Here is a 26,567-nt window from a genome sequence, read left to right on the forward strand (position 1 = left end):
ACCGGACACCCGTCGGCCCGAGCAACCATGCTGATCCGATACCCCGTGTTCAACGTCGCTGCCCTCCACCAATTCGGGGCTCGGGGGCCCACCGGCTGATCGGTCACGTCATCAGCTCGAAATCACTTGCAGGGGAACAGAACCCGATGATTCGCGATCGATCAAAGGCCAGCCGCCGAACCCTCGCTTTCCTCGTTATCCTCCTCGGCATCGGGACTGCAGTCAGCGGTTTGGTGTATTGGGGCGCGACGCTCAACTCTGGCGAATCCTGTTACGGCGGTTTCGATTTGCCTGGTGAGACCCTCGTCGACCTGCCCGCCGGGCGGGTGGATCTGACCTTCACGATGGATCTGTCCAATCAGACCGTGGCCATCCCGATCCTGCGCATGGTCATCACCCCGGCTGACGGCGGGCCGGGCCCGAGGGTGGACGGGCGGATGGGCGCCGCGTTGAGCGACAACGGCGTCACCCATATCCGGGTCGGCACCGCCGTCATCGAGCGCCCTGGCAGATACACGGTCTCCGCGACCGGCGGAGTATCCGCATCGCCCAACCCGCAACTACACATCGGCCAGCGCACCAACCCATTTCCCGTGGTACTGACGACGCTGGCCATCGGCCTTATCCTGCTGGTCACCGGCATTGTCGTGCTGGTCCGGCTCGTAGCGCGGAAACCCGGCTGACAGGCCCCGCCGGCGGGCCGCCCATCTTGCATGCTGACGTACAGCTTGATCACATACTCGGATGAAGGTCCCCAGGAACCGGGACCTTCATCCGAGCGACATCATCGGCTGAGCGCGCGTGGCCGAGGCGGCACCCGGGCGGCGGCGCGTAGACCCCGCTCGTGCTCGATCACCCGGGCACGAGCGGATCGGCTCAGCTGCCGATGACGGAGTTCATGATGGTTCCGGCGCTGGTGACGGTGGCGCCGCCGATCATCGCGCCCGCCACCATCTTCGGCGACTCGAGGCTGCCGCCGTTCCACTTCTCCCAGGCGAACCTGCCGCCGCCGTAGGTGACGGCGCTGACGCCGGAGAGCAGAGTGAACCAGGTGAAGTAATGGACCATCTTGAGCAGCTTGTCCGCCACCGGCGGGGTCTCCGGGGTGGGGTTGCCGATCTGGGCAAGCACCGTGGTGTACATCTCATGTGCGGCGAGAACCGTGCTCACGTTCGTTGTCCTCTCGGATGCTGAGGTGATGCTGGCGTGACCGCCCGCCAGGATGGCACTCAGAACCGGCGGGAGCATGCAGGTAGAACTCGTCGTTCACTGTCATTCAATCGCATTTGTGACCCGCCACGCGGCAGACACACCACATCTACGGGCAGGCGCGCCCGATCCGACGCCTTCCCGGCGCGTCGAACGACGGGCAGATTCTTGCAGTTTGTGAAACGCGATAGCGCTCGGGCGACAGAGCCGACCCCTGGTGGGTATGTCCCTGCCATGGGACGCGAGCAGCCCGCTCGGACAGACGAGGGCCTACACAGCGGGCCGCCGCGGTTGTCAGGTGACCGGTCCCGGCGAGCTATGCCGACGCGGTGACAGGCCACCGCGCGTATCGGTGCCTGGAGTGTGAGGCGATGCTGGCCCGGCATCTCGGCCTGGCCGAGTTAGGTCATTCCGTGGAAAGGATCAGGCCCTTGGTGGTGACGTTCGGCAGTTGGCTCATCTCGGCGAACGCGCGCTGATCGTGGGCCGGTACAACGATCAGGTCGGGGATGCGCTGCATGATCGAAATCATGCGGAGAATGTTTTGCCTGTTCCCCTCGGCGTCGAAGTCGCCCAGTCGCCTGATCGGGAATGGGCGCTGCACGCGGCGGGTGAGTCCTTCACGTTGCCACACCAGATCTCCGACCAAGGCGTAGCGCACCTGATTGGGCAGTGTCACGAAGACGATGATGCTGCCCGGCGTGTGTCCGGGAGCCTGTACGCAGACGATCGAGCCGTCGCCGTACACATCGTGGTGCCGGGGGAAGCCGAGGTAAGGTCCGCCCGCGAAGCTCAGATCCTGCCAGTTGAACGGGAATTCCTGGAAGAATCCGCGGAAGTTGCCGAACATTTCTCGGCTGTAGAAGGCGGCTCGGTCGCGCCGGGAGATCAGAACCGGCAGGTCGGGGAAATCGGGGATGCCGCTCATGTGATCCCAGTGCGCGTGGGTCAGTAGAATCCCGGACAGTCGGCTGAAGTCGTAGCCGGCCGCTTCCAGCTGCGCGACCGCGGGCTTCCAGACGTCATATTTGGTCAGCTTCCGGAACAGGCGGGGCATCGTGGCCATCTGCTTCGCGATGTCGCGCCCGAAACCGGAGTCGACCAGGAGATCACCCCGCGGGTGTTCGATGAGCGCCGCTCCGATGTAGAAATCGCGCCTGTCGAAGACCGACCCGCCTGCGTACGCGTATGCGGCGGTTCGGTGGTTCACGCCGGTCGGCACCGCGACGAGGTCCATCTCGGCCGGTGGGTCGGCCTTCGGGATCGGGATCGACTCGGGCAGTGGCGAGGGCTCGGGAAGCTGCTTCATGAACTACTCCTGCTCTTTCAGGCCGGTCGCGTTCGACGGGACGTCGAACGCGGCAAGGGTGAGCGAAACACCGGTGAACCAGCCCATCAGCACGGTGACATCGACGATGCCCGCTGCGCCGATGGTGGCCACGGCCCGGCGGTACATGCCGACGGGCACCACGCGCGGCTGCACCAGTGTCGATGCGAGCTCGTACACGATCTGCCGCCGCGGGTCGTCGAAGGAAGTCGGTAGGCCGGCGATGAGGGCCTCGACCTGCTGCGGCTCCAGACCGCCCAGCAGCGCGCCGATTTTCTCGTGCTCGTAATTGGCGTACGCGGCGAGCCAGCGGCCCGTGACGACGTTCGTGACGATCTCGATCTCCGCCTTCGACAGCGACGAATCCTTCTGGAAATACGCCCCGGTCGGCACGATCGCCTTGGCCAGTGCCGGGTTGGCGAGCCAGATCTTGTGAGGACCGGGAACCACGCCGCGTAGCTGCCGCGTGTACTCGTACGCGTCGCGCATTTCCGGCGACATTTCGTCGGCAGGTGTTTCCACGTAGCGACCGAACGTGCCGAAGTCGGCGGGATCGGGGGAGCCGTCGAACATGTGATTCTCCATTCGGTTCAAAGGGCGATGTTGGGCTATTTCCGCTCGGTCGAGCTTTCGGCGGGCACGCTGACGTCGTAGGCGTTGAGCAGGGCGCCGAGCGCGAGGTAGTGGATGGTCACGAACACGATCGCGTCGAGGACTTGCTGGCCCAACCTCGCGACGACGGTGTCGTACAACGGCCCGGGTACGGGGCCCGCGCCGGTCAGGGCGGTCGCGACTGCGGCCGCGAGCGATTCGTCCTCGGCGAGGTCGGCAGGGCGGCCCCCCGCGCACAGCACCGCCACCTGATCTGGCCGCAACCCGGCCCGCGCAGCCAGCCCGGCGTGGGCGTACATCTCGTACGCGACGTTGAAACGCGCCCCGATGGTGAGGATGACCACCTGCCGCGCACGTTCGGACAGGCCGGGCAGCTTTTGGACCAGGTCGATAAAACCCCCGAGGGGCTCCGCCAGCTCCGGGAAGTGGAGCATCACGCCCCAGGGGCCGACGAACGTGCCGTCGGCCTCGCGGACCGTGAAGCCCGCGTACTCGTCGCCCTCGACCATCGCGTCCATGGCCCGGTAAAGGTGTTGCTGCTCGGCCGTGAGGTCGGCCGGGCGAGCAGGCGGCAGTCGCATGAATCTTCTCCCTTCTCAAAAGCGGACGGACAGCCGCTTTCTTTTACGGTAGGCTCGCGCTTGTCAGGTGTCAACGGGAGAGGAAGGCAGCCCATGCCGCGGGTGAGCCAGCAGTACAAGGACGATCGGCGCGCCGAGATTCTGGCGGCGGCGCGCAAATGCTTCCTCCAGAACGGCTTCCACCGCACGACCATGCAGGACGTGTTAGCCGAAGCGGGCAAGTCAGCGGGCGCCATCTACCGGTACTTCCCCAAGAAGGAAGACATGATCGTCGGCGTGGCCGAGCAGAACCTCGACGATGTCGCCGAGGTGCTCCGCACCGCGCTGATTGCCGGCAATGGCGAGCGTGGGGTCGGTCAGGTGATGGCCGAGCTGCTGGAGGCGGTAGTCGAGCGGAACCGCGACAGGCAGCTCGCCGCCATGGCCCTGATGGTCTGGTCCGAGTCCCGGCACAATCGGGCGTTGGCCGAACGACTGGAGGCGGCGATGGTCGCCATGACGCAGGACATGGCCGTATTGGTCCGCGAGCGCCAACAGGCTGGGACCTGGACCGGGGTGCCCGCAGACGTTGTCGCCAGGGCGATTTTGTCGATCCTGCCGGGCTTCCTGCTCAACCTGGCCGTGGCCGGCCCTGGCGCGGTGGTCGAGTTCCCCGCCGCCGTCCGGGCGCTATTCCCGAATTGAGCCGGACCTGATCACATCGACGCTCGAACAGAACCAGGGCGACGGCGCAGACGTCGATGCACGCAAATCGGCATGTGCCCGCAGTCGGCGAGACCCTCTGTCCGCCAAGGTGTTCCACCTTCTGTTCGCGCGGTGAGTACGCATCCGGCAACTGCTGGTAGTTCGGACCGCGCAGGACATGATCCCGCTACTGGCAATCTTGCAAGGTTGCGTTGGTCAGTTCGGTGACGACGTCGCGGACGTCTCGATGTGCGCGGAAGGCGTTGATCTGGCGTCGTGCGCCGTTTCCGCGGGCGAATACCGTCGCGATGGTGTCGGTGACGAACGTATGGTCGCCCAACTCCTCCAGGGCGAAGTCGAGGGAATTCACGAGCTTGTCGAGTAGTTCGCGGACAGGCATCATGCGGCCGTTCGCCGGGTCCATGCCGTCGCCGTCGATGCCGGTGCGTGCGGCCTTCCAGTAGGCGGCGAGCAGCGTCTGCGCGGGGATCGGCGGGGCTGTGCGGCCCTGGGCCAAGGACGTTCGCGCTGTCATTACCGCAGCCCGTACCAGGGTCGCGAGCAGCGCGGTCTCCTCGACGGTGGCGGGTATGTCGCTGACGCGGATCTCCACGGTGGGGAAGGTCAGTGAGGGGCGGACGTCCCAATACACCATTGTCTCGTCGAGGATGCAGCCGCTGGCCACCATCGTCGCGACCGTGGCGTCGTATTCGTCGGCCGAGGTGAAATAGGGTGGCGGTCCGGCACTGGGCCAACGCCGCCACAGAATATTGCGCCAACTCGCGAAGCCGGTTTCGGCGCTGCGGTAGATCGCGGAATTCGCGGTCAGCGCCAAGAACAACGGCAGCCAGGGGCGCAGGAAATTGCCGACCTGGATCGCGATTTCTCGATCCGGAACCCCGACGTGGACATGACAGCCGCACAGCCCCTGTTCATGGGCGAGCATGCCGAAACCGTCGGCGATTCGTTGAAACCGTGGCGTGTCGGTGACCGGGAACCTGTGCGGCACTGTCGGGGGAATCGCCACTGCGAGCAGGCGGACGCCGTTCTTTTCCGCGCATCCGGCGACATCTCGCCGCAACTCACGCAATTCGCGAATCATGCCTGCCGTGGTGGAGTGCACGCTGGTGTTCGTCTCCACTTGACATCGCGTGAGCTCTGGTTTCAAGTGGATGCCGGCTGTTGCCGCCGTCTGTGCTACCTCGATGTTTTTGGCGACAGGTGCGCCGGTTTCCGGATCCGCCAGGAGGAACTCTTCCTCAACACCGACGGTCACGGAGGCGACGTCCATAGCCATGAGATTACTCGCCGATAGGGCGGTTCCAGGAGTTGTCAGTCAGCATTGACGCTTCGGTTGGCGAATCCGTCGGCTTCCTGCGGTAACGACTGCATTCCACAGCGTATTTTCGGCACCATGTGCCGCCTGTTCGGCCTGCATGCGGGGCGTTCCGTGGTGACGGCGCCGTTCTGGTTGCTGGACGCGCGCGACAACCTGTCCGCGGAGAGCACGCGCAATCCCGGGCGACGCGCGGTCGGATTCGTTGGACGGCCGGATAGTCGACGCCGGTTTCGGAGGGCGGGTATCTGAAGGTGAGTAGTTTCGGGCCGGAACATTCCCGAATGAAACTCCAGCCGCGGGCGTGCAAAAGGATGTCCAAACCGGTGAATGTCGGCATGTCGTGCGCGGGCACTGGGTGACCGCAGTCGGTGTCCAAAGCTTGAAGGACGGTGGCCGGTGGGTAGCGACGATGCCAGATCTCGGTTTGCTGCGACAGGCCGAATTCTGCCTCACACCGCGATGCCGACATCACCGGCATCGCCTCCGGCCGATCGGCCCTGACACCCGAGGATCCCAGGATCATTCGGGCCGGTCGCCATCGGGGCGAATGGTCAGCTGAGACCTGCGACTTCGTGGGCGATCGCGGTGAGCCGGGATTGCACGGCTGCCGCGACACCGTGGCGGTCCTTGTTGGCTTGCTCGTAGATCAGGACCGCTCGGATGTCGGCTGGTTCGGTGAGTTCCTTGATCGCGTCGGTGATGTCGGCGACGGTCAACTCGTCGTAGGCGGCGATGGGCAACTCTTCCGGTTCGGGGGTGCTGGTGGCGGTGCGGATGGAATGCAAGGCGCCGGCCGCGGTGTCGGCGCCTTCATCGCGGGCGACCTGTTCGGCGGTGGCGAGCGCGGCATCGCGAGAGGCGGAGAGGGTTTTGACCGCGACATCGCCGGCGTGCACGCCCTGGGCGAGCCACTCACCCAGCGCGGGTGGCGTGGCGCGGACGGTGTCCAGCACGCGGTCCAGGCCGCGGGCGGACCAGCTGACGGGAAGGTTGACCAGCTTCACCAGCGTCCCGGTGCCTGTTTGCAGACGGGTGTGGCGCAGCGCGGCTGGTCCGCCGAGGGCGTCCTCGGTCAGCACGGTGGTCAGCCAGTCCACGGTCTCGGTATGCGCGGTGATCAACCGCCGCGCCAATGCCACGACCTGCGGCTGCCCGGTGGTGGTCGCGAGGGCCTTGATGTAGCGGGCGCGGTCCAGGAGTTGGTGTTCGAGGGACAGGTCACCGAGCAGGGCTTCGTCGAATGGCTGGGCTTGGTCGACCACGGCCTTGACCGCCGCGGCGCCCCGTCCGACGAAGGGGGCGACCAGCTCCGGGACGTCACCCAGCTCACGGATGGCTGCCTCGATGGCGCGAGCGCGGTCGCGGGCATCCTCGGCGTTGTCGGCCAGCACGTGGCGGGCGGTCTCGGTGCGGGCCTGTGCGATTCGGGTGTCGGCGATCTTGATTTCGGTGTTGGTCAAAGCCAGGGCGGCGCGCAACTGCGCCGACAAAGTCGTGGTGTCGGGTGTACTCATGCGTATCTCGTCCCTTCGGCGTTGGTGACGACATCGGGCGGCGCAAAGTCTGATGTTCGCTGAGTTTACCGTCGGGTAACCAGCTCCAACAGGGCACAACTCCACCGGTATGCACCGAGGTCGAATGCACACCGAAATACTTGTCGAGCCGTGGGTGCCGCATATCGAACGTGGGACGGGGTTGACCTGCGTTTCGGCCGGTCAGTCGCTGATCGGAGCGAAATGCGCTGCCGGTCAAGTCGTTGTGCGGGTGGGGGTTTGGCTTCCCGGTGAATACCCCGGGTGCGGGGATCTTCTTTTCACGTGCTTTCGCGAGCCGCCAGCACATGGTGGCGGGGCGTGGCTGGTTTTCGGTCCCGATCGACGCACGTGCGGGGTCGGCTGGCCGCGAGCAGTCGGGCGGGGCCAGGAGCCGAGTCAGGGATGCAGCTCGGTCAGCGCATGTTCGAGGTGCCGGGCGATGTCCCAGGTGTCGGGAACGGCGTCGGGGCAGGCGACGATGCCGAAATCGAGATGTCCGTTGTAGGACATGACGGTGATGTTGAGGCTGCCCGACAGCTCGGTGAGCAGTGATACGGGGTAGCTGGCCAGGACGCGGATTCCGTTGAGGTACAAAGGTATCTGCGGTCCCGGAACGTTCGACACGATCAGATTGGCCAGGGGTAGGGCGGCTGCCGTGGCCCGGAGCAGGGCGCGGGTGGGCATGCCGTGTCCTACCGGTGTCAGCAGTGAGGTGATCTGGTGGAGCAGGTTCGGTGGCTGCGTACGGAACCGATCCTTTGCCGCGAGCAGTTCGCTGTGCATGAGTTCGAGTCGATGGTGCGGGTCCGTTTCGGTGATCGGTAGTTGCGAAAGCATGATGGAGAACTGGTTTCCCGCGCAGCCGAACTGCTCTGGAGTTCGCACGGATACCGGCACCGCGGCCAGTAGCGGCCGGTCGGTGGGGATGGCGCGGTCGAGCATCCAGCTGCGTAGGGCCGAGGTGCACAGTGCCATCACCACGTCGTTGACGGTGCCGTCGACCGATTTCTTGATGGACTTGACCGTGTCCAGCGGCAGCGAGGTGTACGCGACGCTGCGAGCAGCGGTGGTCGGGCCGTTGAACGGCACGTCGGGGTGCTTGTGGCGGAGATCGTCGCGGGCACGCAGCAGCGTCGGTCCCGCCTCGAGCATGGCGTGTGCGCGCATCGATTGCCGGGTAACCGCATTCGGGACGCTGCGCGCGAGCATCTCGATGGCGGAAGGGGTCCGGTCGCGGCGCATGCCCGAATCGGGTAGCGGTGTGGCGGTGGGTGTTTCGGCGATGTCGAGGACTGCCGCCATGACCTCTGCCGCCGACACACCGTCGATCACGGCGTGGTGCACCTTCGTGTAGACGGCTTGGCGTCCATCGGTGAGTCCGGAGATGAGGTGGCATTCCCACAGTGGACGAGATCGGTCGAGCGGTTGGGCGTGGCGCCGTGCGACATAGTCGGCAAGGTCCGCATCGGTCGCGCCGTCGCGCAGCAGCACCTCGCGAACGTGGTAGCCCAGATCTACGGTCACACAGTCTTCCCAGTACGGCTGGTCGAGACCGAGCGGGACGGTGCGCACTCGGCACCGTAGCGGTGCCACCAGGTGCAGCCGAGCGGCGAACAATCGACGCAGCGACATGATATCCATCGGGCCGTGCGGTGCATCGGCGGAGTCGAGGAGCATGAGCGCGCCGATATGCAGTGGCGTCGAGACCGATTCGCTGTCCAGCAGGTGCAGGTCCAGTGCGCTCAGCTGCCGTGGCTTTCCGGGGGTTGCCGCGTTCGGAATAGTCGTTGCCGAAGGGGGCGGTATCGCGCCTGCTCGGCCTGTGCCCAGCGCTTCACCCGGCGTCTCGATGCGCACTGTTGTGCCGCGACCGTCGAGAACCGTGCTGTTCGAGCTTCCCATGAGTTTCCTCCCGATCGTGTCGGTTCCGGGAAGGGATCCGCCGAGGCCGGGGTAATCGCACCGCATTGATCCCGGATATCTTGTGTGACACCGCGCATCGCGGAGCGGGGCCCGATACAGCGTTCGCGCATCGTTGCTCGAACGGAAGAACGGTCTCGACGTCCGAGACCGTCGATGCGAGTCTAGTTTCGATAGCGGGTTCGTGGGCTGGGCCGAGAGTTACAGCTCGTTAAGTGTGTGCAAACAACCAACGCGGGACGCTGTCCAGAACGGTCGTGGCGTGGGTGAGTCCAGAATCCGCGGGGGAGCCGCCATTCAAGGGCTACCAGGCAACGTGTTTCACCAACAAAGAGGAGGAGGGCGTCTGGAAACGCCGCGCGAAACACGTTGGCGGGCAACGCGATCAACGGCACCTGGGACGAGTTGCTCGAGAAGTCCGAGGATGTCGTTCGATCCCGGCGCTCCGATACCGGCCCGTTGGCGAACCTCGTCCTCCTCGGTGAGCGGATCGAGAACGGTCGACATGAGCCTCGCCCGTCCATGACCGGAGGTGAACAGGGAGCACTCGATTTGGAGACCATCATCCGATCCGCCGAGACGATGCGCACGCCGCTGCAACTGTCCGTTGTCCGTCTCGAGGACTACGGCATGGTTTACCTGCCCGGCGGTCACGGCCCGATGCAGGATCCGTGCGTCGATGCGGACGCGGGCCGCATCCTCACCACGCAACTCGCCTCCGGCAAGCCGCTCGGCATCGTCTGCCACGCCCCCGCGGCGATCCTGTCCACCAGAATTCACGGCGAATCCCCGTTCACGGGCTACCGCCTCACCTGCTTCACCAACGACGAGGAAGAAGGTGTGGGCCTCGCGGGCAGGGCGCAATGGCTCCTGGAGACCGAGCTACAGGGGCGCGCTATTCGCGATCGGTCGGCAGCAGCAGGCCGGTTTCCGGGTCGTACCAGCGATAGGATCGCCTGGGGAGGTGGAGCGACAGCGAAGTGCCGGGTTCGGCGCGGAAGCCCGGTGGCGCTTGGACTTTCACCGTCTGTCCGGCGATGGTGGTGGTGAGCAGGGTGGCGGAGCCGAGGGGTTCGAAAACCTGGAGTTCCGCGTCTACCGCGTGGCCGGGGTGCTCGCCGTTCACGACGATGGACTCGGGGCGGATGCCGAGCCTGATCGCCTTCCCCGCGAAGGTGGACAGGGCGGCGGGTGCGGGCAGTGATTGGCCTCCCAGGTCCAGGCGGGGGCCGGACTCGCCGGCCGCGATCGTCCCGGTGAGGAAGTTCATGGGCGGGCCGCCGAGGAATCCGCCGACGAATTCCGTTGCGGGATCGTCGTATACGTCGGTGGGTGCGCCGCACTGAACCACCACGCCCGCGCGCATAACCGCCACCCGATCGCCCAGCGACAGCGCCTCCACCTGGTCGTGTGTGACATAGATCGTCGTGGTACCGAGCTCGGCGACCAGCTTCTTCAACTCGGCGCGAAACGACATGCGCAGCAGGGCATCCAGATTCGACAACGGCTCGTCCATGAGCAGGACGTCGGCGTCCATCACGATCGCGCGGGCCACCGCGACCCGCTGGCGCTGCCCCCCGGACAGCTTCGCCGGATAGCGATCGAGATACGGTGTGAGCTGCAGCAGTTCGGCAGCCCATGCGACCTTGCGCCGCACCTCGTCGCCTGATACCCCGCGCATGCGCAGCCCGAAACCGATGTTGTCGGAGACCTTTTTGTTGGGGAACACCGCATAGGACTGGAACACCATCGACAGGTTGCGCCGTCGCGGTTCGAGATAGGTGACGTCCCGGCCGCCGATCACGATCTGCCCCGAGTCCGGCACCTCCAGTCCGGCGATCATCCGCAGCAATGTCGTCTTGCCGCAGCCGGAAGGCCCGAGCAGCACCACGAATTCGCCGTCGGCGATCGCGAGTGATATGTCGTCGGTGGCGCGGGCCGTGCCGTCGGGATAGGTCTTCACCAGGTCGCGCAGGACCACTTCAGCCATCGCAGATCCCTGTCGTCGGAAGGTCTTTCATCGAAGCGTCGTCCCCCACATATTCACCAGGTAGCGGCGCATCACCAGGATGAACAACAGCGCCGGGATGATCAGCGCGAACCCGCCCGCGAAGCGGTACGGCGCCGACGCCTCCGACAGTGAGGTGAGTACCTGTGCCGGCAGCGTGCGGTGGCCCAGCGTCACGATCGTCGCTCCCAGGATCTCGTTCCAGGACAGCACGAAGGTGAAGATCGACGAGGCCGCCAGCCCCGGAAGCGCCAGCGGCACCACCACTTTGCGGGCGGCCTGCCAGCGCGTGCAGCCGAAGACCTGCGCGGCCTCCTCCAGATCGGCCGGCACCGCGACGAAGATGCTCGCGGTGATGAGCACGGTGGTCGGCAGGGCCAGTGTGGTGTGCACGAGCGTCACCGCCAGCACGGTGTCGTAGACGTGGGCGTGTAGGAAGATCGTCGCCAGCGGCACCGACAGCACAACGATCGGCAACGCGCGGACCAGCAGGATGAACACCTGATAGGTGTCCTTACCGCGGAACGCGTAGCGCGCCAGCGCATATCCCGCGGGCGCGCCGATGACCAGCGACCAGAACACCGTGTAGAGCCCGACCAGCACCGAATTGCCGAAGGCGGGCACCGTTCCTGTCGCCCGGAAGAACGACGACAGTGTTTCGCCCGAAAAGTGATCGGGGATCAACGGTTTCGGAAACTTGTCGAGAGTCTCGCGCGAGGACACCGCCGAAAGCCCGATGAGCACGATCGGCAACGCCATGAACACCGTCACCGCGATGCATCCCAGCTGGACACCTACGGCCCGCCACCGCCGCCTGCGCAGCGGTGCCCGGTCGACCGGCGGGAGGACGGTTTGCGACTCGGCGGCAACGGCGTTCGGGATCACCTCGCTCATCGCGCGCCCTCCGGCTGCCGCACGGTCCGCAGATACAACACCGCGGTGCCGAGCGAAATGACCAGCACGACAAGGGAAACGCAGCTCGCCACCGCGGGATTCTGCAGATTCGAGTACCACTGATAGGTCTCGCCGACCAGCAGCGGGAAATCGCGTCCGGTCAAGGCCTGCGCGACCGCGAAGGCCTGCAGCGCCAGGATGGTTCGCAGGATCAGCGCCGCCTGCAGGCTCGGTCCGAGCAGCGGCAGCGTGACGTGCCGCAGCCGCTGCCAGAGACCCGCACCGAAAACCTGTGCGGCCTCGTCGTAATCGCGCGGAATCAGCTGCACTCCGGCGACCACGATGACGAACACCAGCGAAGTGGCGCGCCAGATCTCGGCGAGCACGATGGCCAACAGCATAGTGCCGGTGTGCTGGTAGCTCAGCCACTGCACCCCGTCGTGGGACAGCCCGAGCCATACCAGCAGCGAATTCAGGTAGCCGCGATTGCCGAAGATCGACAGCCACACCAGGCCCGCGGCCAGCTCCGAGATCGCCAGTGGCAGGCACCAGAGATAGAAGTGCCCGCCCGCGAATCCGGGCCGGGCCTGCAGCAGCAGCGCCATCCCGACGGCGAGCACCAGCTGGATCGGGACGACGATAACGAGCAGCAGCAACGTATTGCGCAGCGCTTTCAGGAAGTACGGATCACCGAACAGGCGATGCCAGTTGTCCAGCGTGAACCCGTGACCGTTTCCGAAGGCGGCCAGCACGCCCTGTACCAGCGGCCAGCCGAACAGCGCCGCCATCAGCACCAGCGAGGGCAGCAGCAGCATCCACGGGGAGCGCAGTCGTGCGGTCATGGCTACTCCACCCGGCACAGTTCGGCGGCCGGGTCGGGGGCCCAGCACGGCACCTTCAGGTCGTCGAGGATGCCTTGCAACACTCGCGCCTGCTGATCCAGCGTCGATCGAATATCGGCCCCACCCAGCACGATCGAGCGAAAACTGTCTTGGAACACCTTGCTCACCTCACCCTCACGCTGGCCAAGCCCCACCGGCGGCAGCGAGACGATCGCGCCCGGCGCCTGCTGCTGGCGTTGCACCGCATCGGCCTCGAGTCCGATCGCCGGGGGCAGATCTTGCGGGATCGCCGCGCTGACGGCGGGGAAGAAACCATTGGAGCGCAGCAGCGCAATCTGCCTGTCCGGCTGGGTGAATGCGGTGATGGTGCGCTGTGCCAGCTCGAAATCCGGGCAGCCCTTGGGAATTGCCAGCCCGGCCAGCACGGGCATGTAGCCCAGTCCGTGTTTGCCGCGGGGCGCGGGCATCATCCGCCAATTCTGGGGATCGCGTTCGGGCGCGCGCACCAAGCGCACCACGTGATCCCAGGCCATTCGCACCTCGCCGCTCTCGAGCGGCTCCTGCATGAAGTCGTAGGTCGTGCTCGCCGGGACGCAGTTGGGCCACAGCTCGCGGAAGTACTCCCAGGCGGTCACGGCCTCGGCGGAACGAAACGTGGTGATCTGACCGCCGGTGAACGACGGCAGCAGATAGCCCTGAGTGAACCTGTGCAGCAGCCCTTTCGGGCCCGCGGGCAGGCCCAGCATCGGGCGATTGCCGTTGGCGCGGCGGGCCGCGACGGCCCAGTCGAGAAATTGGTCGTAGGTCAGCGCCGCGGCATCGGCGCCGGAGGGCAGATGCTCCAGCGCGTCGGCATGTGCGGCGAGCACGTAACTCGCGGTGGCCCAGGGGATGTACCAGGTGCGGTCGGTGCCGGACTTCGCGAGCTGCAGGTAATCCGTTGACCAGCCGCGGTTTCCGAGATCGATGAGCAGGCCGGTCAAGTCCTGCAGGTATTTCGGGGCCAGCGGGGCCAGGTCGCCGTGCAGACCGGCGAGCAGCCCGATCTTCGTCGAACCCGCCCCCACCTGGCTGCGCACCTGCGTCGAGAACGGGCCCTCCTCGACGGTCACGTAGCTGACGCCGGGTGCGGTCCGGCCCAGCAGGGCCCGGAAGCGTTCGGCCTCGTCCGCGGGCCGAAACTGGGTGGACAGCAGGATCATTGCGCCACCGCCGGTGGTGGCGAAGCCGGTACATGCCGCTGCGGTGAGCGCCGCCGCGCAGATCCCCGCCGCGTGCAGCAGGGATCTGCGCGTCGTTCCCAGTGGTGGCATCCCTTGCCCCTTGCAGCACTAACAGTGACCTACAGCACGTTGCCAGGGTGGAACTTGAGTGGCGTAAGGGCGATTGTCAAAGGAACCGACAGGAAGGAACATGCTCGTTACATCGCGGTTCGTTCCGATGCGGCCCCTGTGTGGCGGGCAGGTCGTTCAGTGCGGCGGCGTCTGTCGCGCGCAGTGGGGGACCGTTGTGCGGTAGATGCTCCGACTGGATGCCCCGGCACCGGCACGCCCGGGTATCGGAGCCAAATGGTTGTGAACGGCCCCTCCCGGGACGGGTCGATGACGACGAGCGCCTCATCGACTGCGTAGCCGAGCTGGACACCGATGCGGGTCATCTCGCGCTCGTCGCGCTCGCAGTCCTCGCTCAGGTCGGATCGGAGGCAGCGAATCGCCTTGGGTACGTAGTACGTGAACTGCTGAGCATGCGTCTCCTGTCGGGTCGTCACCGTCTGTAGCCCACTCTGGCCAGGTACCGAGTACAAGCTGCCGCACGGAGCGCATCCGTGGAACCTGTCGGACGCAGTACAAGCAATTATCCAGCGCAGCAACAATATTCACGCAACACAAGCGTCCAGCGGACAGAAGCCCGACGGGCGTGCCGGTCGAGTTCCGATGAACTGTGAGATTTACGCTCGACTCGGCGGACCGTGTCTAGACTCGGGCCATGAGCAGGACCGACCGCGCCAGCCGCCTGATCGCGGCACCACCGGAGATCGTCTACGGCGCTCTGGTGGACCGCGAATCCCTCGAGGCATGGCTGCCACCCGACGGTATGCGGGGGCGGATCCAGCGGTGGGATCCCCGACCCGGCGGCGGATTCCGGATGATCCTGACCTACCTCGATCCGGTCAACAGCCCCGGCAAGACTTCCGATGCGACCGATGTCGTCGACGTCGGATTCGCCGAGCTGATGCCACCCGAGCGCGTGGTGCACAGGGCGGTGTTCGAATCCGAGGATCCCTCGTACTCCGGCACCATGACGATGACCTGGCACATCACCGACACGGTTGAGGGGACCGAGGTCACCGTCACCGCCACCGACGTGCCACCGGGCATCGACCAAGCGGCCCACGAGGCCGGGATCGCGTCCTCGTTGGCCAACCTGGCGTCCTATCTCGAAGCAGCCGATCGACCGACTGCTGGGTGACGATCCAGCCCGGCCACGTGGCCGGCAGACCCGTCGACCACGGCGTGGGCAGACGCAACAGCGCCGCTGCGGGACCGGACAAGCTGTGGCCCTACGTCTCAGTCTCGCCACTCGGTTTCTGATGGGGGAAGCGTTCGTGGAGAGTGGGCGGCTGTTCGGCCTCGCTCTGGGCCTCATGCGTGCGCCAGCCGCCAAGGGCCGCCGTCGCTTTCGTCGGGGCACCGCTGCTGCGAGGTGGTGGCCGGATATCGCGGCCCTGATATTTAGGATCTGGCCGGCAGCTCTCGCGAACCGATGGTCGCGCTGCGCAGTTACAGCATTGGGGCCGATGGCGGATCGGCCGCCGACCCGGTCGCACCGGTGAGCACGGGCCGGCTCTTCTCGGCGGCCCCGCACTGCTGCGGTCCGCGGGATGTCAGATGTCCGGTCCGGTCATCCTGGTCATGGGAACGGGAACTCGCCATCCGCACGGCAGTCCGCAGGTGGCGATGATCTCGTGGTCGGTACTGCCGTCGGGGCGCTGACGGCTGATCAGGGAGGCCGATGCGGGGTAGCCGCAGTCGGCGCTCCACGAGGTGAGAATGCGCAACTTCTCGTGTGAGGTGGTTCCGGGCCGGGCGGACCACAGCACCAACTGCTGATCCGGATCGCCCGTGTATCGGAAGGTGTCCCAGTCCAGGGTCAGTTCACCGACGTCCGGATGGATGAGCGTTTTGGTGCCGAATTCCTGCCGGGCGACATGACGCGCTGCCCACCACTGCCGGAACTGCGGATCGGCGATCGACAGCTCACCCACCAGAGCCGTCAGCACCGGATCGGTGGGGTTGCTCGCCGCGTCCATGCGCAGGATCGCGACACATGTCTTGGCCACTCCCTCCCAATCCGCGTAGAGGGTTCGCATGGCGGGGTCGGTGAATATCATTCGCACGTAATTGCGTTGCCGCGCAGGCATTTGCGAGAAGTCTGTGAGTAGCGACGCGGCGAGATGGTTCCACGCGAGGATATCGAGATAGCGGCCGAAGACCAGGGCGGGAGTATCGGTGAGCTGGTCGAGCAGACGCTGGATCTGCGGCCGGACGATCGGCTGGCGACGCTTGGGGGCGCTGCGATGGTCGACCCGCCGAGCCAGGCTCTCCACGTACGCGCGCTGATCGTCGTTCAGCCGCAGCGCGTGCACGAGAGCTTCCAGGACCTGCTCCGCCGGCGCGAGGCGCCCCTGCTCGACGCGGGTGTAATAGTCCTGGCTGATGGCGACCAGGTCCGCGACCTCTTCGCGGCGCAGACCCCTGACGCGGCGGGTGGAGCTGCCGCGCACAGGCAACCCGACGTCGGCGGGGGTGAGCTCGCCGCGCCGGGCTTTCAGAAAGCTGCCCAGTTCTCGCAGGTGGGGCGCTCTATCGGTCATAGCTCCACGGTATGCGGTGACCGGGTCGCGTGCCTGGGAGAATTTCTTCCCACCCTCCGGTTTCGGATTTCTCTGCGATGGATCTACGCATCAGGCACGATGTATGAATCGCGGGTAGCGGCGTCGAGCAGATCGCGTGCCCGGTTGTAGCGCAAGCGCACCTCTTCCGCGATTACTGCCTCGACCCCCTGCACAGATGAGTGGTACACAGCGGGAACCGAGTCCGGACAGGAATCGCCGCGTCGTACCACTCGTCGTGTTGACGGCTACAGTCAGGCCCTCGAGGAGAAGCGGGCCGCATCAGCGAAGGACACCGTCTGCGAATCAGTGCGTGCGGCCAGGCGGACCGGCAGGCTGGTCAAGCCGTGAATCAGTAGGCTCTTTCGCCAAGTCGGATCACCGAATTCCCCGTCGAGCGACATCTTCGGGAACTTTGCCAGCAGCCTCGAGATCGCGGTGGTGGCCTCCATGCGGGCCAGGGCTGCACCGAGACAGTGATGGATGCCGTGCCCGAAGGCGATGTGCCGGCTCCCGGGGCGTTCGAGGTCGATGCGGTCCGGCTCGTCGAACCGGGCGGGGTCGCGGTTGGCGGCGGCGAGGGAGATCAGGATGAATTCGTCCGCGTCGATGTCCTGATCGCCCAACGTGATCGGGGCGGTGGTGTAGCGAGCCGTGGCCATGTGCAACGATCCCTGGCAGCGCAGGATCTCTTCGACGTAGGCGGGTATGGCCTCGGGGTCCGCGCGCAACCGCTCGGCCATTCCGGGCTCGCGCAATATCTCGAGTATCGAGTTGCCGATCAGGTTGACGGTGGTCTCGTGCCCCGCTATCAGCAGTAGGAGCAGCATGGCGACTAGTTCCTGCTCGTCCAGGCGATCTTCGCGGTCTTTGGCGATGATCAGTTGGGAGAGCAGGTCGTCGCCGGGGTCGTCGGTGCGTTCGGCGATCAACTTCGTCAGGCAGGTGAAGAAGTTCACCCCGGCGATGGCGCGTTCCTCGTTCGTGGCCGAGTCGCTGACGACGACGGCGGTCCAAGAGCGAAAGTCTCCCTTGTCGTCGTCCGGCACCCCGAGCAGCTCGCAGATCACCGCGATCGGCAGCCGGAACGCGTAGCTATCGATGAGGTCGACGGTCGTTCGCGCGCCGATGTCGTCGAGCAGGGTGTCGGCGATCGAGGTGATTCTCGGTTGGAGATCGCGGATGGCGGGACCGGCGAACGCCTTCGCCACGAGCCGGCGCAGTCGGGTGTGCTGTGGCGGATCGGCGAACAACATATTGTCGCTGATGGCGGTGTTGAACATCTCGGCCGCACCGTTTTTGGCCAGCACGGCCTGCCCCTCGGGTGACCCGATGCGCTTGCTGATGCTGGGCTCAGCGAAGGCTTGCTTCGCCACCTCATGATCGACGATCAACCAGCCGACCACACCGTCCAATCGAATTCGATGGAGGGGACCGCGCTCGCGCAGCGCCCGATAGGTCGCATGCGGATTCTGGTAGAAGTCGTCGGTCAGTTCGAGGATTTCCATCTCGGCTGTCACCGGCGACCGCCGACCGGCGAAACGGTGGCCGAGCTCGAATCCATGTGATGCACTGTCCCTCAGTCCTTTCGACGAACGTTCTGACTTGCGCCCGATGCAGTCCGGAACGAGTAATCGGTCAGGTGTGCATCGGTGAGAGGTCGAGCAGTTTCGATCGGGTGAAACAGGAGGCCCCGCGCACAGACTAGCCGTGGTTACTGTCTAGTAAACATCTGCGTGCCCGAGCGGCTTCCGTGTGATCGTCGCACGGATGCGCCGGGCTGATACCAGAGCTATTCGGAAGCATTGGAGCGGAGGGCTATTCGGAAACGTGGAGCGAAACAGGAAGTAGCTCAGCAGCACCGGGACCCCGAATCGGTGCCGTGCCCTCGGATCGGTGCTCGGCGCGACGATCTGCGCGACGCCGACCGGGGCCGCGACCTTCACACGTGGCGCGAACGGCCCGAGCGGCTGCGACGAACTCGGGAATCACGGCTGACGCCGCGAATCGCGCTAGCCGGGATCGGCGACGAGCATCGTGATCAGGGGCTGCGACACCTGATCTGCGAACTCGTCGACACCGAGATCGCTGCCGGGCTCGAACCATTCGTCGATGAGAGCCAGGCCGCCCAGTGCGAGATTCAGCGTGACGTGCAAACGATCGGCGGGAATGGCCTGTGGGGTGGTGACGAGTTCGTCGACATTCGGATCGCCGGACCATCGGTCGCCGGCAGAAGGTGGAGTAGGCGTTGCGGTAGACACCGTCACGTGTTCACAGAAGGTGCCCAATCCGGCGAGCTGTCCCACAGGCCTGCCATTCATCGACAGTCGAAAGAAGGTCGGATCGTCGAAACGTGCACCGGTGGCAAGGAATGCGCCGAGATTGCACAGGTTCTGTAAACCTTTCGCGCACCATGTGCAGCGGCCGCAGACCGTAGGTTCCGCGCCGATCGCGACGAATACTCACTGCATGGTGACATCGCTTGCAGGGCAGGTCAATTCGCATTCTTCGAAACGACAATTCTAGAAAACCGAATAGCTGTCCGGTGCCGCACCGCAATGGTGACTGCCGCCGCCGAATGAGCAGGGTCGGCACGAGTCCGAACGCCGCACCTCGGCCTCGGTGATAACCTCCCTGCCCGACAAGATCTCAGACAGTCCCACCTGGCCGGTGAATGGTGCTGTGGGGTTCGGTGAGGATGGCGTCCGGGTGCAGGGCGCCACTGACGAGCTGGTGAGCGATCTCGGACAGGCGGGTGCTGTGGCTGCGCCCGTACGAGCGCAGCGCGTTGAATGCCTGCGCCATATCCAGGCTGCCGGCATGGGCGAGGACGCCTTTGGCTTGTTCGATGGTGATGCGGTTGTTGAGTGCGGTTTCCAGTTGTTCGGTCAGGACCTCGCCGCGGCGGATCGCACGTTCCTGCAGTATGCCGATGGTGGCGGTGTCGGCGAGCGCGCGCGCGACCAGCACGTCTTGCTGAGGCATAGCGCCGGGGATTCGGCTGAACAGGTTCAGTGCGCCGATGGTGTTGCGGCGCAGTTGCATCGGGATCGCATGGACGGCGGCGAAACCTTCATTCAGCGCTTGCGGGACGAATCGTGGCCAGCGCGAACCGGCGGCGGCGAGGTCGTCGACGAGGACCGGCCGGCCGGTACGCACGCAGTCCAGGCAGGGGCCTTCGTCGGTCTGGATCTGGAACAGCTCCAGTAGGCGGGTCTGTTCGGTCGAGGACGCCAATACTTGCAGGCCTCCACGTTGGTCCGACAGCATCAGCCCGGCAGCGGCGGCGTCGAGGAGCCGGACACAGGCAGCGGTGAGCTCGTGGAGCACGTCGGCGACGTCGTAGTCGTCGACCAATGTGTCTGCCATCTGGACGAATGTGCTCAGTAGCAGCGTCTCTCGTTCGAGATCGGATGGCGACATGTCTGCCATGGTTTGTTGTCTCTTTCTCCCGGAGTCGCAGGGTAGCTCGAAAATCGATCCACAGTTCGGCGGCTGGTGTGGCGGTGGTGCTGTTGTCATGAGTTCTGTATGTCGGCGGGGGTGAGTTTGCGGGTCACGAGATCGCGGGCGACGTCATCGACGAGGTGACCGCCGGCGAAGGCGTAGGCGCGCAGCCGCGCCAAGGCGTGTTCGGCGGGGATACCGAAGGCGGCGATCAGCATGCCTGTGGCCTGATGGATCTGCGCGCGGTCTCCGGGTAATTCCAGCCATTTCTCGGCGTTGGATTCATCGAGATGCACGCCCAACAAGGCGATTGCCGCGATGTCGACGACTTGCAGGGCAGTGGCCAGCTCGGTGGGTGAGAGCCAGCCCGGGTGGTGGCGGTAGAGATTGAGCGCACCGATGCTGATGGCGCCTCTGGCAAGCGGGAAGGCGAATATCGCCCCGACCGGTTCGGTGATCATTTCGCCCGCGAACACCGGCCACGTGGTGGCCGGATCGTTCGCCAGGTCGGGAACCAGGACCGGTCGTCCGGTGTCGAACGCCTCGTAACAGGGGCCTTCGCCGAGGCTGAATTGCAAGGCTTCGATCCGCGAGACGACCTCGTCACTGGCATACAGCGTTTCGCGATTTTTCCTGCCGGTCATCACCGAGATCGAGGCGCCGTCGACGGGCAGCAATTCCACACTCGTCTGGCATACCCGCGCCAGCGTGTCCGATTCGCCCTCGCCTTCGCCCAGTGCACGGAGCACCGCGGCCCGGATCCGGGCCAGGGAGGCGTTCGTCCGGTCGGGCTCACTCACCATTCACGGCCACCGCGCATCGTCACACCAGCCGATGGCGATGCGGCATCCGCGGTCCACCGGTCACCACCTGCCGAGGTTCGCCGTGCGTAGCAGATGCGAAGCCCACGCACACAAGGTCACACACGTTCGAAGTTCAGCCTACAAGTTTCCCGTGTGCTGATGGCCGCGTTCCCATGTGTAGTCGTGGGCGGTGGCAACACCCCTGCGCCAGGGGACTTCTCCGCTGAGGTGTCGAAATCCGGCGACAGGTGGTTCAATGACAAAAGCACCCATCGGCATTGGTTCCGGTTGAGCGATGAGTGCCCACTCGCTTCAACCCCGTGCGCTGCCCCTGACCCTGGCAGTCGATCCGCTCATCCGTGAAACGCATGAGCGGGAACGTACACTCAGGAGTCAGTCGTGGCCTATCTCCGTCGCGGACCCGCCGGATCGGCGTCGTGTCCACCTGCCCTTCGATATCGAACCCCGAGCGGGCACGATGTTCACTATCCCGCCCCGCCCGACGGGGGCGAAACACCGTGACTACCAATCGATCTCAACGCATGGGTGCCTCGGGGGCCGGAGGTCGGCCCGGCCACCTCGAGCAAGCGCCGCGCGTCGACTCGCTCGTCGGCAGCCTTCCGAACGCGAACGGGCGGCCCGGAACCGCCGAAAAGTCCAGTGGCGGAACGATCGAAGCCGATCCCGTGTCCGCCGGGTTTCTGTATTTGCGAACGCCGGACGTCGGCATCGCACTGGATTTCTACTTTGCCCTCGGATGCGAGGTTCATATCGCCGCCGATCGGTGGGCCGTACTGGTTACTCACCGCGGACAGTCCGTGCTCGTCCATGCTTCCGCCGAGGTCGCGCGTCTGCCGGTCGGCAGGGTTCTGCATTTGTGGCTCACCGACCTCGCGGAGCTGGGCCAACTCGTGCAGGGTATGGGCACCCGAGTCACCTCGACGCACTCTGTCGCGGGTGGGTTGGCTGTGTTCGCGGGTGATGCCGCAAGGCCCGCGCTGATCAGGAAATACGAATCTGCCGCTTGCACCGTGACCGACAGTCTGGAGGGCTTCTGCGATACATGACGGCATCGTCCGCCGCACCGTGGTCGAACGAGCCTTCGACAAGGCCGAGCGGTGGCGAGCCATCGCCACACGGCCGGCGCGTTGCCGACATCAGGTGCGGAAATGGCTGCGACATGTCCGAGACCCGGTCATCGGTGTCCAATTCATGGACATTCGACCCGTGCGGGCCGACTTAGGCTCCCTCGCATGACATCTGACTCGACGACGACAGGTGGTTCGTGGGCTCGCAGGCGCGCCGGCTGGGTGCTGCCACCGTTCTCCCCGGCTTCACCGTGGCGGCGCAGCCCGCGCAAGCGGCCCCCACGGCCTCGGGCTCCGGTTACCACATCTATGCGCATGGGATGCTCAGTGACGGGGTGGTGGGCTTCAACGCGTCCGACATCGGGCAGCCGACTCCGATCGCGGGCCGGGCGCCGACGGGCGTGCCGGATTGGCCGCAGGCGGCGACGCCGGATGGCCGGTTCTTGTATGTCGCGCCGATGCGAAACCCGCGGTTGATTGCCTACTCGATCGGTTCGGGTGGCGCGTTGACTGCGACGGGGGCACCGCTCGCGCTGCCCGATATCCCGGTCGATATCACGTTCGCGCCCAACAGTCGCTACGGCTATGTGCTGGTCGGTGGGGTGAACGGTGCGGTGGTGCCGGTGCGGCTCGGTACCGACGGCGCTCCGGTTGCCAACGGTCCGACGATGTCGCTGGGCGCTTTCACCGATGGATTGCGACCGTGCAGGCGTTCGACCGAGCGGAGGACGGGACGTTGACCGAGCTGGCGGAGTCGCCCTATCCGACGGGCGTGCTTCCACACGTCCCGAGTGTCACTCCGGATGGGCGTTTTCTGTATGTGCCGACGATGGGCTCCTCGTTCATCAGCTTTATGCCATTCAACCGGACGGCAGTCTGCGGCCGTTGCCCAAGGTGGATTTCGACCCGAATGTGGGTGTGTATTCCGAGGCGTCGGTGATGTAGCCGAGCGGTAAGGCATTGTGGGCCCTGGGGATGGACCCGGCGCGGGCGGGGGAGGAGGTCATTCACCGTTTCAGCATCGGTGATGACGGTGTGCTGACCCGCGATGAGTCCACGACGCTGCACACGGGTACGAACCTCGCCGACGGCCGGACGCTCACCCTGTCACCCGCCGGATAGCAGGGCCCAGCCGCCCCGGTCCGGCAGTCTTCATCGGTTCCTCGTTCCTCCGGAGTATCTACATGACCACCTCAGCACAGGCCCCTGGCGGCCCGGTCCCACACGGCTCGCCGACGGATGGTGAGCGGGCCCGAATACCCTTGTACACCAAGGAATTCGCCACCGACCCCCATCGGATCTATCGCGAGATGCGGGACCGGTTCGGTGCGCTGGCGCCGATCGAACTCGCCCCGGGGGTGCCCGCCACACTCGCCTGCTGCAGACCACGCTCGCCGAGCAAGGATTCGACCCCAGCCGTGAAGCCGCCGACTGCCTGCGTCTGTGTAACTGCCCGTTCCACCCGCTGGCCACCAACGCCCCGGACCTGGTCTGCGGAATCAACCACGCCTACCTGTGCGGAATACTCACCGGACTCGAAACCGACAGCGTTACAGCGATTCTCGCGCCCACAGCGTGGGAATGCTGCGTCGAACTCCGCTCGGCCGACAACCGGTCGTAACTGTCAGTAGGCCGGGGTTGTACGCCGCGCTGAGGCCGTGGGTGATCGGGCCGTTGTGGCGCATGCGGATTGCGGCGATGAGGAACGCCACACCTGCTGGAATAGCCGCTACGAGTACGAAGATCATTCGGACGATGGCCTCGCCGAGAGTCGCTGTGATGGTCGGATTTTGCACTCCAGGCTGCGTGATCAGGTCACTGATGCCGCCGATGAGCACGATGACGGCGGGAATCGTCAGTAGCAGGCCCAACACCAAGGGGCGTGTCGTCGCGACCTGCGGTGGTGCGTAGGCAGTCGCCCTGGCGAGTTCCGTGGTCCGAGTTCCCTCGGTCAGCGACGTGCCGGGAACCTATGCCGTTGCTGACGGCGTCGGGCCGTGAGGTTGGCGCCGGAACTCGTTGTCCGCCTCCAAAGCTCACGTGTGAGGTCCGGATGGTTGCACCTGGAAGATGTGCAGGCCAGCCCGGGTCTGCTGAAATCTCCAGTGCAGCAGCCCCCATTGCATGTATCGCTATTGATAGTGCCGTTGTTTGACGGTACATTGAACGCGTCACGCCCCGGATGGGTGTTCGGTCGGAGCCGTTGTATGTACGGGCCTCGGCGGGGCGTGGCATCCATGACTGCTCTAGTCCGAAGGTCGTCTGCTCGTGGCCGTGTTCACCCTTGGATTCGTATTCCTGTTCATCCTGGTCGCCGGCGGACTGCGGTCCGTCGAGGTGGGCTGCCAGAACACGCAGAAGCTGTATGTGCGCGATATCTGGCTGTGCGCGGTCATCTCGTATGCCGTTGCGCTGACCGGATTCTCGATCTTCCTGCTGATCTCGGTGCTGGTGTCGAAAACGCCCTGGCCCACCATCGCCGACCTACGACATCTGCCGTGGTGGGCGCCGTTCGGGGGCCTGGTCGGCGGGGTGGCGGTGATCGGCATGATCACCGTGGCGCGGTATGTCGGCGTCGCGACGTTCAACGCGGTGGTGATCGTGAGCGAGATGCTCGTCGCGCTGGTCATGGACGACCTGGGGCTCATGGGGTTCGCCGTCCGGCACGCCACCCCGCCTCGCCTGGTCGCCGCCGGGCTGATCTGCGCGGCGGTCTATCTCATGGCCAAGGACTCCGCACCGGCCGACTCGGTCACCTCCCCTGTGAGCGAAAGGGTTTCCCGATGACCACCACCGCCCCGGTTGCCGCCCGCCCCGCGCTGCCGCGCTCGATGATGGCGCTGGTCTTCGCGTTCATGCTGATCGGCGGCGCGCTGCGCTCGGTCGAGGCGGGCTGCCAGAACTCGATGAAGCTGGCGCTGAAGAATGTCTGGCTGTGTGGGGTGATCTCGTACGCCGTCGCGCTCACGGGTGTGGGCCTGATACTCGTTGTGTCACTGCTGTTCTCCTCGCGTGCGTCGCGGCGCTGGCCGACGCGGGCGGATCTGGCGGCGATGCCCAGGTGGGCGCCGTTGGGCGGGCTCACCGGTGGCGCGGCGATCTTCGCGATGATTACCGTCGCTTCCAGCGTCGGGGTCAGCACGTTCAATGCCGTGATCATCGCCGGGCAGATGTTCCTGGCCACGGCGATGGATCACTTCGGTGTGATGGGGTTTCCGCGTCGGCGGATCAATCCGCAGCGGGTGGCCGCGTGCGCGATGATCGTCGCCGGGTCATATCTCATGGCCAAGTACTGAACCTGGCTGAGGTTCACGAGCGTCCGGTGTCCGGGACCGCGCATCCGCAGCTTTCGCCGATGGCGAGCTCGATCTCGATCGGCGGGAGTGGGGTGTCGGCGGCGCGTGCGGCGGTGTCCAGCACGCGCGAGAGGGCCGCGCGGGCGATGGTGGCGATGGGTTGCTGGACGCTGGTCAGGGTGAGCTGGGTGTATGTGTTCGCGGGGTCGGCGTCGTAACCGACCAGCGAGATGTCCTGCGGGATACGCAGACCCGCGTCCGTCACCGCGCGCACGGTCGCCGCGGCCTGGCCGTAGGTGCCCACGACCAGGGCATCGAGCGGAGGTCCGGCGGCGAGATGACGGCTCACCGCGCGGTAGGCGCCCGCCGGGGTGAGATCGGTGGGAAGGCGCCGTGCGGCACTCTCGCCGACGACCGAGACGTATCCGGCGTACCGCTGTGCGACGGTCTCGCGGTCACCGTGCTCGACCTCCGCAGCGGTGAAACCGCCCACGAATGCGATGTTCTCGCGATGGTGCACCTCCACCAGATGTGCGGTGGCCAACCTGCCCGAGTCGACATGATCGGCCCCGACCACCTGTGACTCGACGTGGTCGCGGTTGTTGTGCACCCACACGATCGGGATGCGCGACTGGCGGCACAGCTCGGCGGTGGCCCTGCCGTTCGCGCCGCCGACCACGACGAGTCCGTCGATACCGGAATCGGCGAAGGCTCCGGCGAATTCGATCTCCCGTTCCGGGTCGTATCCGGTGTTGCCGAGGAGGGTGAGGTGGTCGCGTTCGCGGGCCTGGATCTCGATCTGGCCGACCAGGGTGCCGAACAGCGGCAGACGCACGTCGGGCACCAGCAGCCCGAGATGCCGCCAGCGGCGAACCCGGCGCAGCGCCCGCGCAGCGTGGTCGGGGCGGTAGTCCAGCTCGTCGAGCGCGCGAAGGACCTTGGCGCGCAAGCGGTCCGACACCGGTCGCGGGCCGTCGTTGAGTACATAGCTGACCACCGCCGTGGAGGTGCCCGCCCGCTGGGCCACATCGGCGAGGGTCGCACGTCTGGCAGTCACATCCGCTCCAATGTCCTCGCCCGCGTCGCATCG

Annotated in this window: 26 protein-coding genes; 7 read left to right on the forward strand and 19 right to left on the reverse strand. The window is 65.8% G+C overall.

Features of this window, described 5'->3' with window-relative positions:
* On the forward strand, positions 1–683 hold a 683-nt coding region (locus ON40_RS45455; RefSeq protein WP_218008996.1), incomplete at its 5' end, for a hypothetical protein.
* A 193-nt stretch (positions 684–876) separates the two neighbouring features.
* Here ON40_RS45455 and ON40_RS45460 read toward each other — a convergent pair.
* The 4 genes from ON40_RS45460 to ON40_RS45475 form a co-directional block, all read right to left on the reverse strand.
* Positions 877–1,170, reverse strand: coding sequence for a hypothetical protein (locus tag ON40_RS45460; protein WP_040832314.1), 294 nt, complete (start codon positions 1,168–1,170; stop codon positions 877–879).
* Between the two features lie 445 nt (positions 1,171–1,615).
* The gene (locus tag ON40_RS45465; protein ID WP_040832143.1) at positions 1,616–2,518 is read right to left on the reverse strand and encodes an MBL fold metallo-hydrolase; all 903 of its coding nucleotides are present in this window, start codon (positions 2,516–2,518) and stop codon (positions 1,616–1,618) included.
* Between the two features lie 3 nt (positions 2,519–2,521).
* Positions 2,522–3,109 carry a carboxymuconolactone decarboxylase family protein gene (locus ON40_RS45470; protein ID WP_040832316.1) on the reverse strand — a complete coding sequence of 196 codons (588 nt, stop codon included), beginning with the start codon at positions 3,107–3,109 and terminating at the stop codon, positions 2,522–2,524.
* A gap of 35 nt (positions 3,110–3,144) precedes the next feature.
* Entirely contained in the window at positions 3,145–3,729 is a 585-nt protein-coding gene (locus tag ON40_RS45475) for a carboxymuconolactone decarboxylase family protein (RefSeq protein WP_051194584.1), read from the reverse strand.
* 93 nt (positions 3,730–3,822) lie between these two features.
* Between ON40_RS45475 and ON40_RS45480 the strand changes: the two genes are divergently transcribed.
* Positions 3,823–4,413 carry a TetR/AcrR family transcriptional regulator gene (locus tag ON40_RS45480; RefSeq protein ID WP_040832144.1) on the forward strand — a complete coding sequence of 197 codons (591 nt, stop codon included), beginning with the start codon at positions 3,823–3,825 and terminating at the stop codon, positions 4,411–4,413.
* 187 nt (positions 4,414–4,600) lie between these two features.
* On the opposite strand, the gene ON40_RS45485 is transcribed toward ON40_RS45480, so the two are convergent.
* The 8 genes from ON40_RS45485 to ON40_RS45515 all read right to left on the reverse strand — a co-directional run bounded on the left by ON40_RS45485 (position 4,601) and on the right by ON40_RS45515 (position 14,264).
* Positions 4,601–5,704 (reverse strand): glutamate--cysteine ligase 2, encoded by a 1,104-nt coding sequence (locus tag ON40_RS45485; protein ID WP_040832145.1) that lies wholly within the window; start codon positions 5,702–5,704, stop codon positions 4,601–4,603.
* Between the two features lie 599 nt (positions 5,705–6,303).
* A complete protein-coding gene (locus ON40_RS45490) occupies positions 6,304–7,266 on the reverse strand; it encodes a hypothetical protein (protein WP_040832146.1) in 963 nt (320 codons plus the stop codon).
* Positions 7,267–7,683: 417 nt separating this feature from the next.
* The gene (locus ON40_RS45495) at positions 7,684–9,189 is read right to left on the reverse strand and encodes a WS/DGAT/MGAT family O-acyltransferase (RefSeq protein WP_157186826.1); all 1,506 of its coding nucleotides are present in this window, start codon (positions 9,187–9,189) and stop codon (positions 7,684–7,686) included.
* A 339-nt stretch (positions 9,190–9,528) separates the two neighbouring features.
* On the reverse strand, positions 9,529–9,954 hold the full coding sequence (locus tag ON40_RS53795; RefSeq protein WP_157186827.1) for a hypothetical protein: 426 nt from the start codon (positions 9,952–9,954) through the stop codon (positions 9,529–9,531).
* A 148-nt stretch (positions 9,955–10,102) separates the two neighbouring features.
* Positions 10,103–11,197 carry an ABC transporter ATP-binding protein gene (locus ON40_RS45500; RefSeq protein ID WP_040832147.1) on the reverse strand — a complete coding sequence of 365 codons (1,095 nt, stop codon included), beginning with the start codon at positions 11,195–11,197 and terminating at the stop codon, positions 10,103–10,105.
* A gap of 27 nt (positions 11,198–11,224) precedes the next feature.
* The gene (locus ON40_RS45505) at positions 11,225–12,109 is read right to left on the reverse strand and encodes a carbohydrate ABC transporter permease (RefSeq protein WP_051194585.1); all 885 of its coding nucleotides are present in this window, start codon (positions 12,107–12,109) and stop codon (positions 11,225–11,227) included.
* Complete coding sequence (locus ON40_RS45510) at positions 12,106–12,951, reverse strand: carbohydrate ABC transporter permease (protein WP_040832148.1); 846 nt, start codon at positions 12,949–12,951, stop codon at positions 12,106–12,108. Before ON40_RS45510 ends, ON40_RS45505 begins: the two co-directional genes overlap by 4 nt.
* Before the next feature lie 2 nt (positions 12,952–12,953).
* Positions 12,954–14,264: an ABC transporter substrate-binding protein gene (locus ON40_RS45515; protein WP_040832149.1), complete on the reverse strand. Its 1,311-nt coding sequence runs from the start codon at positions 14,262–14,264 to the stop codon at positions 12,954–12,956.
* A 673-nt stretch (positions 14,265–14,937) separates the two neighbouring features.
* On the opposite strand from ON40_RS45515, the gene ON40_RS45520 reads away from it, so the two are divergent.
* Positions 14,938–15,420 (forward strand): SRPBCC family protein, encoded by a 483-nt coding sequence (locus tag ON40_RS45520; protein ID WP_040832150.1) that lies wholly within the window; start codon positions 14,938–14,940, stop codon positions 15,418–15,420.
* A 415-nt stretch (positions 15,421–15,835) separates the two neighbouring features.
* On the opposite strand, the gene ON40_RS45525 is transcribed toward ON40_RS45520, so the two are convergent.
* The 5 genes from ON40_RS45525 to ON40_RS45545 all read right to left on the reverse strand — a co-directional run bounded on the left by ON40_RS45525 (position 15,836) and on the right by ON40_RS45545 (position 21,093).
* Entirely contained in the window at positions 15,836–16,825 is a 990-nt protein-coding gene (locus ON40_RS45525; protein ID WP_083896432.1) for a helix-turn-helix domain-containing protein, read from the reverse strand.
* 272 nt (positions 16,826–17,097) lie between these two features.
* Positions 17,098–18,363, reverse strand: coding sequence for a cytochrome P450 family protein (locus ON40_RS45530; RefSeq protein WP_051194586.1), 1,266 nt, complete (start codon positions 18,361–18,363; stop codon positions 17,098–17,100).
* Positions 18,364–18,855: 492 nt separating this feature from the next.
* Positions 18,856–19,110, reverse strand: a complete 255-nt coding sequence (locus tag ON40_RS53800) for a hypothetical protein (RefSeq protein WP_174435126.1) — start codon at positions 19,108–19,110, stop codon at positions 18,856–18,858.
* 382 nt (positions 19,111–19,492) lie between these two features.
* Entirely contained in the window at positions 19,493–20,266 is a 774-nt protein-coding gene (locus tag ON40_RS45540; protein WP_218008997.1) for a GAF and ANTAR domain-containing protein, read from the reverse strand.
* 95 nt (positions 20,267–20,361) lie between these two features.
* The gene (locus ON40_RS45545) at positions 20,362–21,093 is read right to left on the reverse strand and encodes a GAF and ANTAR domain-containing protein (RefSeq protein ID WP_040832153.1); all 732 of its coding nucleotides are present in this window, start codon (positions 21,091–21,093) and stop codon (positions 20,362–20,364) included.
* Between the two features lie 707 nt (positions 21,094–21,800).
* Here ON40_RS45545 and ON40_RS45550 point away from each other — a divergent pair.
* Both ON40_RS45550 and ON40_RS45555 read left to right on the forward strand, forming a co-directional pair.
* Positions 21,801–22,160: a hypothetical protein gene (locus ON40_RS45550; RefSeq protein ID WP_169542021.1), complete on the forward strand. Its 360-nt coding sequence runs from the start codon at positions 21,801–21,803 to the stop codon at positions 22,158–22,160.
* Between the two features lie 218 nt (positions 22,161–22,378).
* The gene (locus ON40_RS45555) at positions 22,379–22,921 is read left to right on the forward strand and encodes a 6-phosphogluconolactonase (protein ID WP_040832155.1); all 543 of its coding nucleotides are present in this window, start codon (positions 22,379–22,381) and stop codon (positions 22,919–22,921) included.
* An 810-nt stretch (positions 22,922–23,731) separates the two neighbouring features.
* Here ON40_RS45555 and ON40_RS52965 read toward each other — a convergent pair.
* Complete coding sequence (locus ON40_RS52965; RefSeq protein ID WP_157186829.1) at positions 23,732–24,058, reverse strand: hypothetical protein; 327 nt, start codon at positions 24,056–24,058, stop codon at positions 23,732–23,734.
* A 397-nt stretch (positions 24,059–24,455) separates the two neighbouring features.
* Here ON40_RS52965 and ON40_RS45565 point away from each other — a divergent pair, with 397 nt between their 5' ends.
* Both ON40_RS45565 and ON40_RS45570 read left to right on the forward strand, forming a co-directional pair.
* Positions 24,456–24,968 (forward strand): DMT family transporter, encoded by a 513-nt coding sequence (locus tag ON40_RS45565; protein ID WP_169542022.1) that lies wholly within the window; start codon positions 24,456–24,458, stop codon positions 24,966–24,968.
* Complete coding sequence (locus tag ON40_RS45570) at positions 24,965–25,477, forward strand: DMT family transporter (RefSeq protein WP_040832158.1); 513 nt, start codon at positions 24,965–24,967, stop codon at positions 25,475–25,477. The genes ON40_RS45565 and ON40_RS45570 overlap by 4 nt, the downstream gene beginning before the upstream one ends.
* Before the next feature lie 13 nt (positions 25,478–25,490).
* On the opposite strand, the gene ON40_RS45575 is transcribed toward ON40_RS45570, so the two are convergent.
* Positions 25,491–26,534, reverse strand: a complete 1,044-nt coding sequence (locus tag ON40_RS45575) for a LacI family DNA-binding transcriptional regulator (RefSeq protein ID WP_245568282.1) — start codon at positions 26,532–26,534, stop codon at positions 25,491–25,493.
* Positions 26,535–26,567 lie beyond the last annotated feature (33 nt).

The organism is Nocardia jiangxiensis NBRC 101359, assembly GCF_000308615.1.
GTDB classification, from domain to species: domain Bacteria; phylum Actinomycetota; class Actinomycetes; order Mycobacteriales; family Mycobacteriaceae; genus Nocardia; species Nocardia jiangxiensis.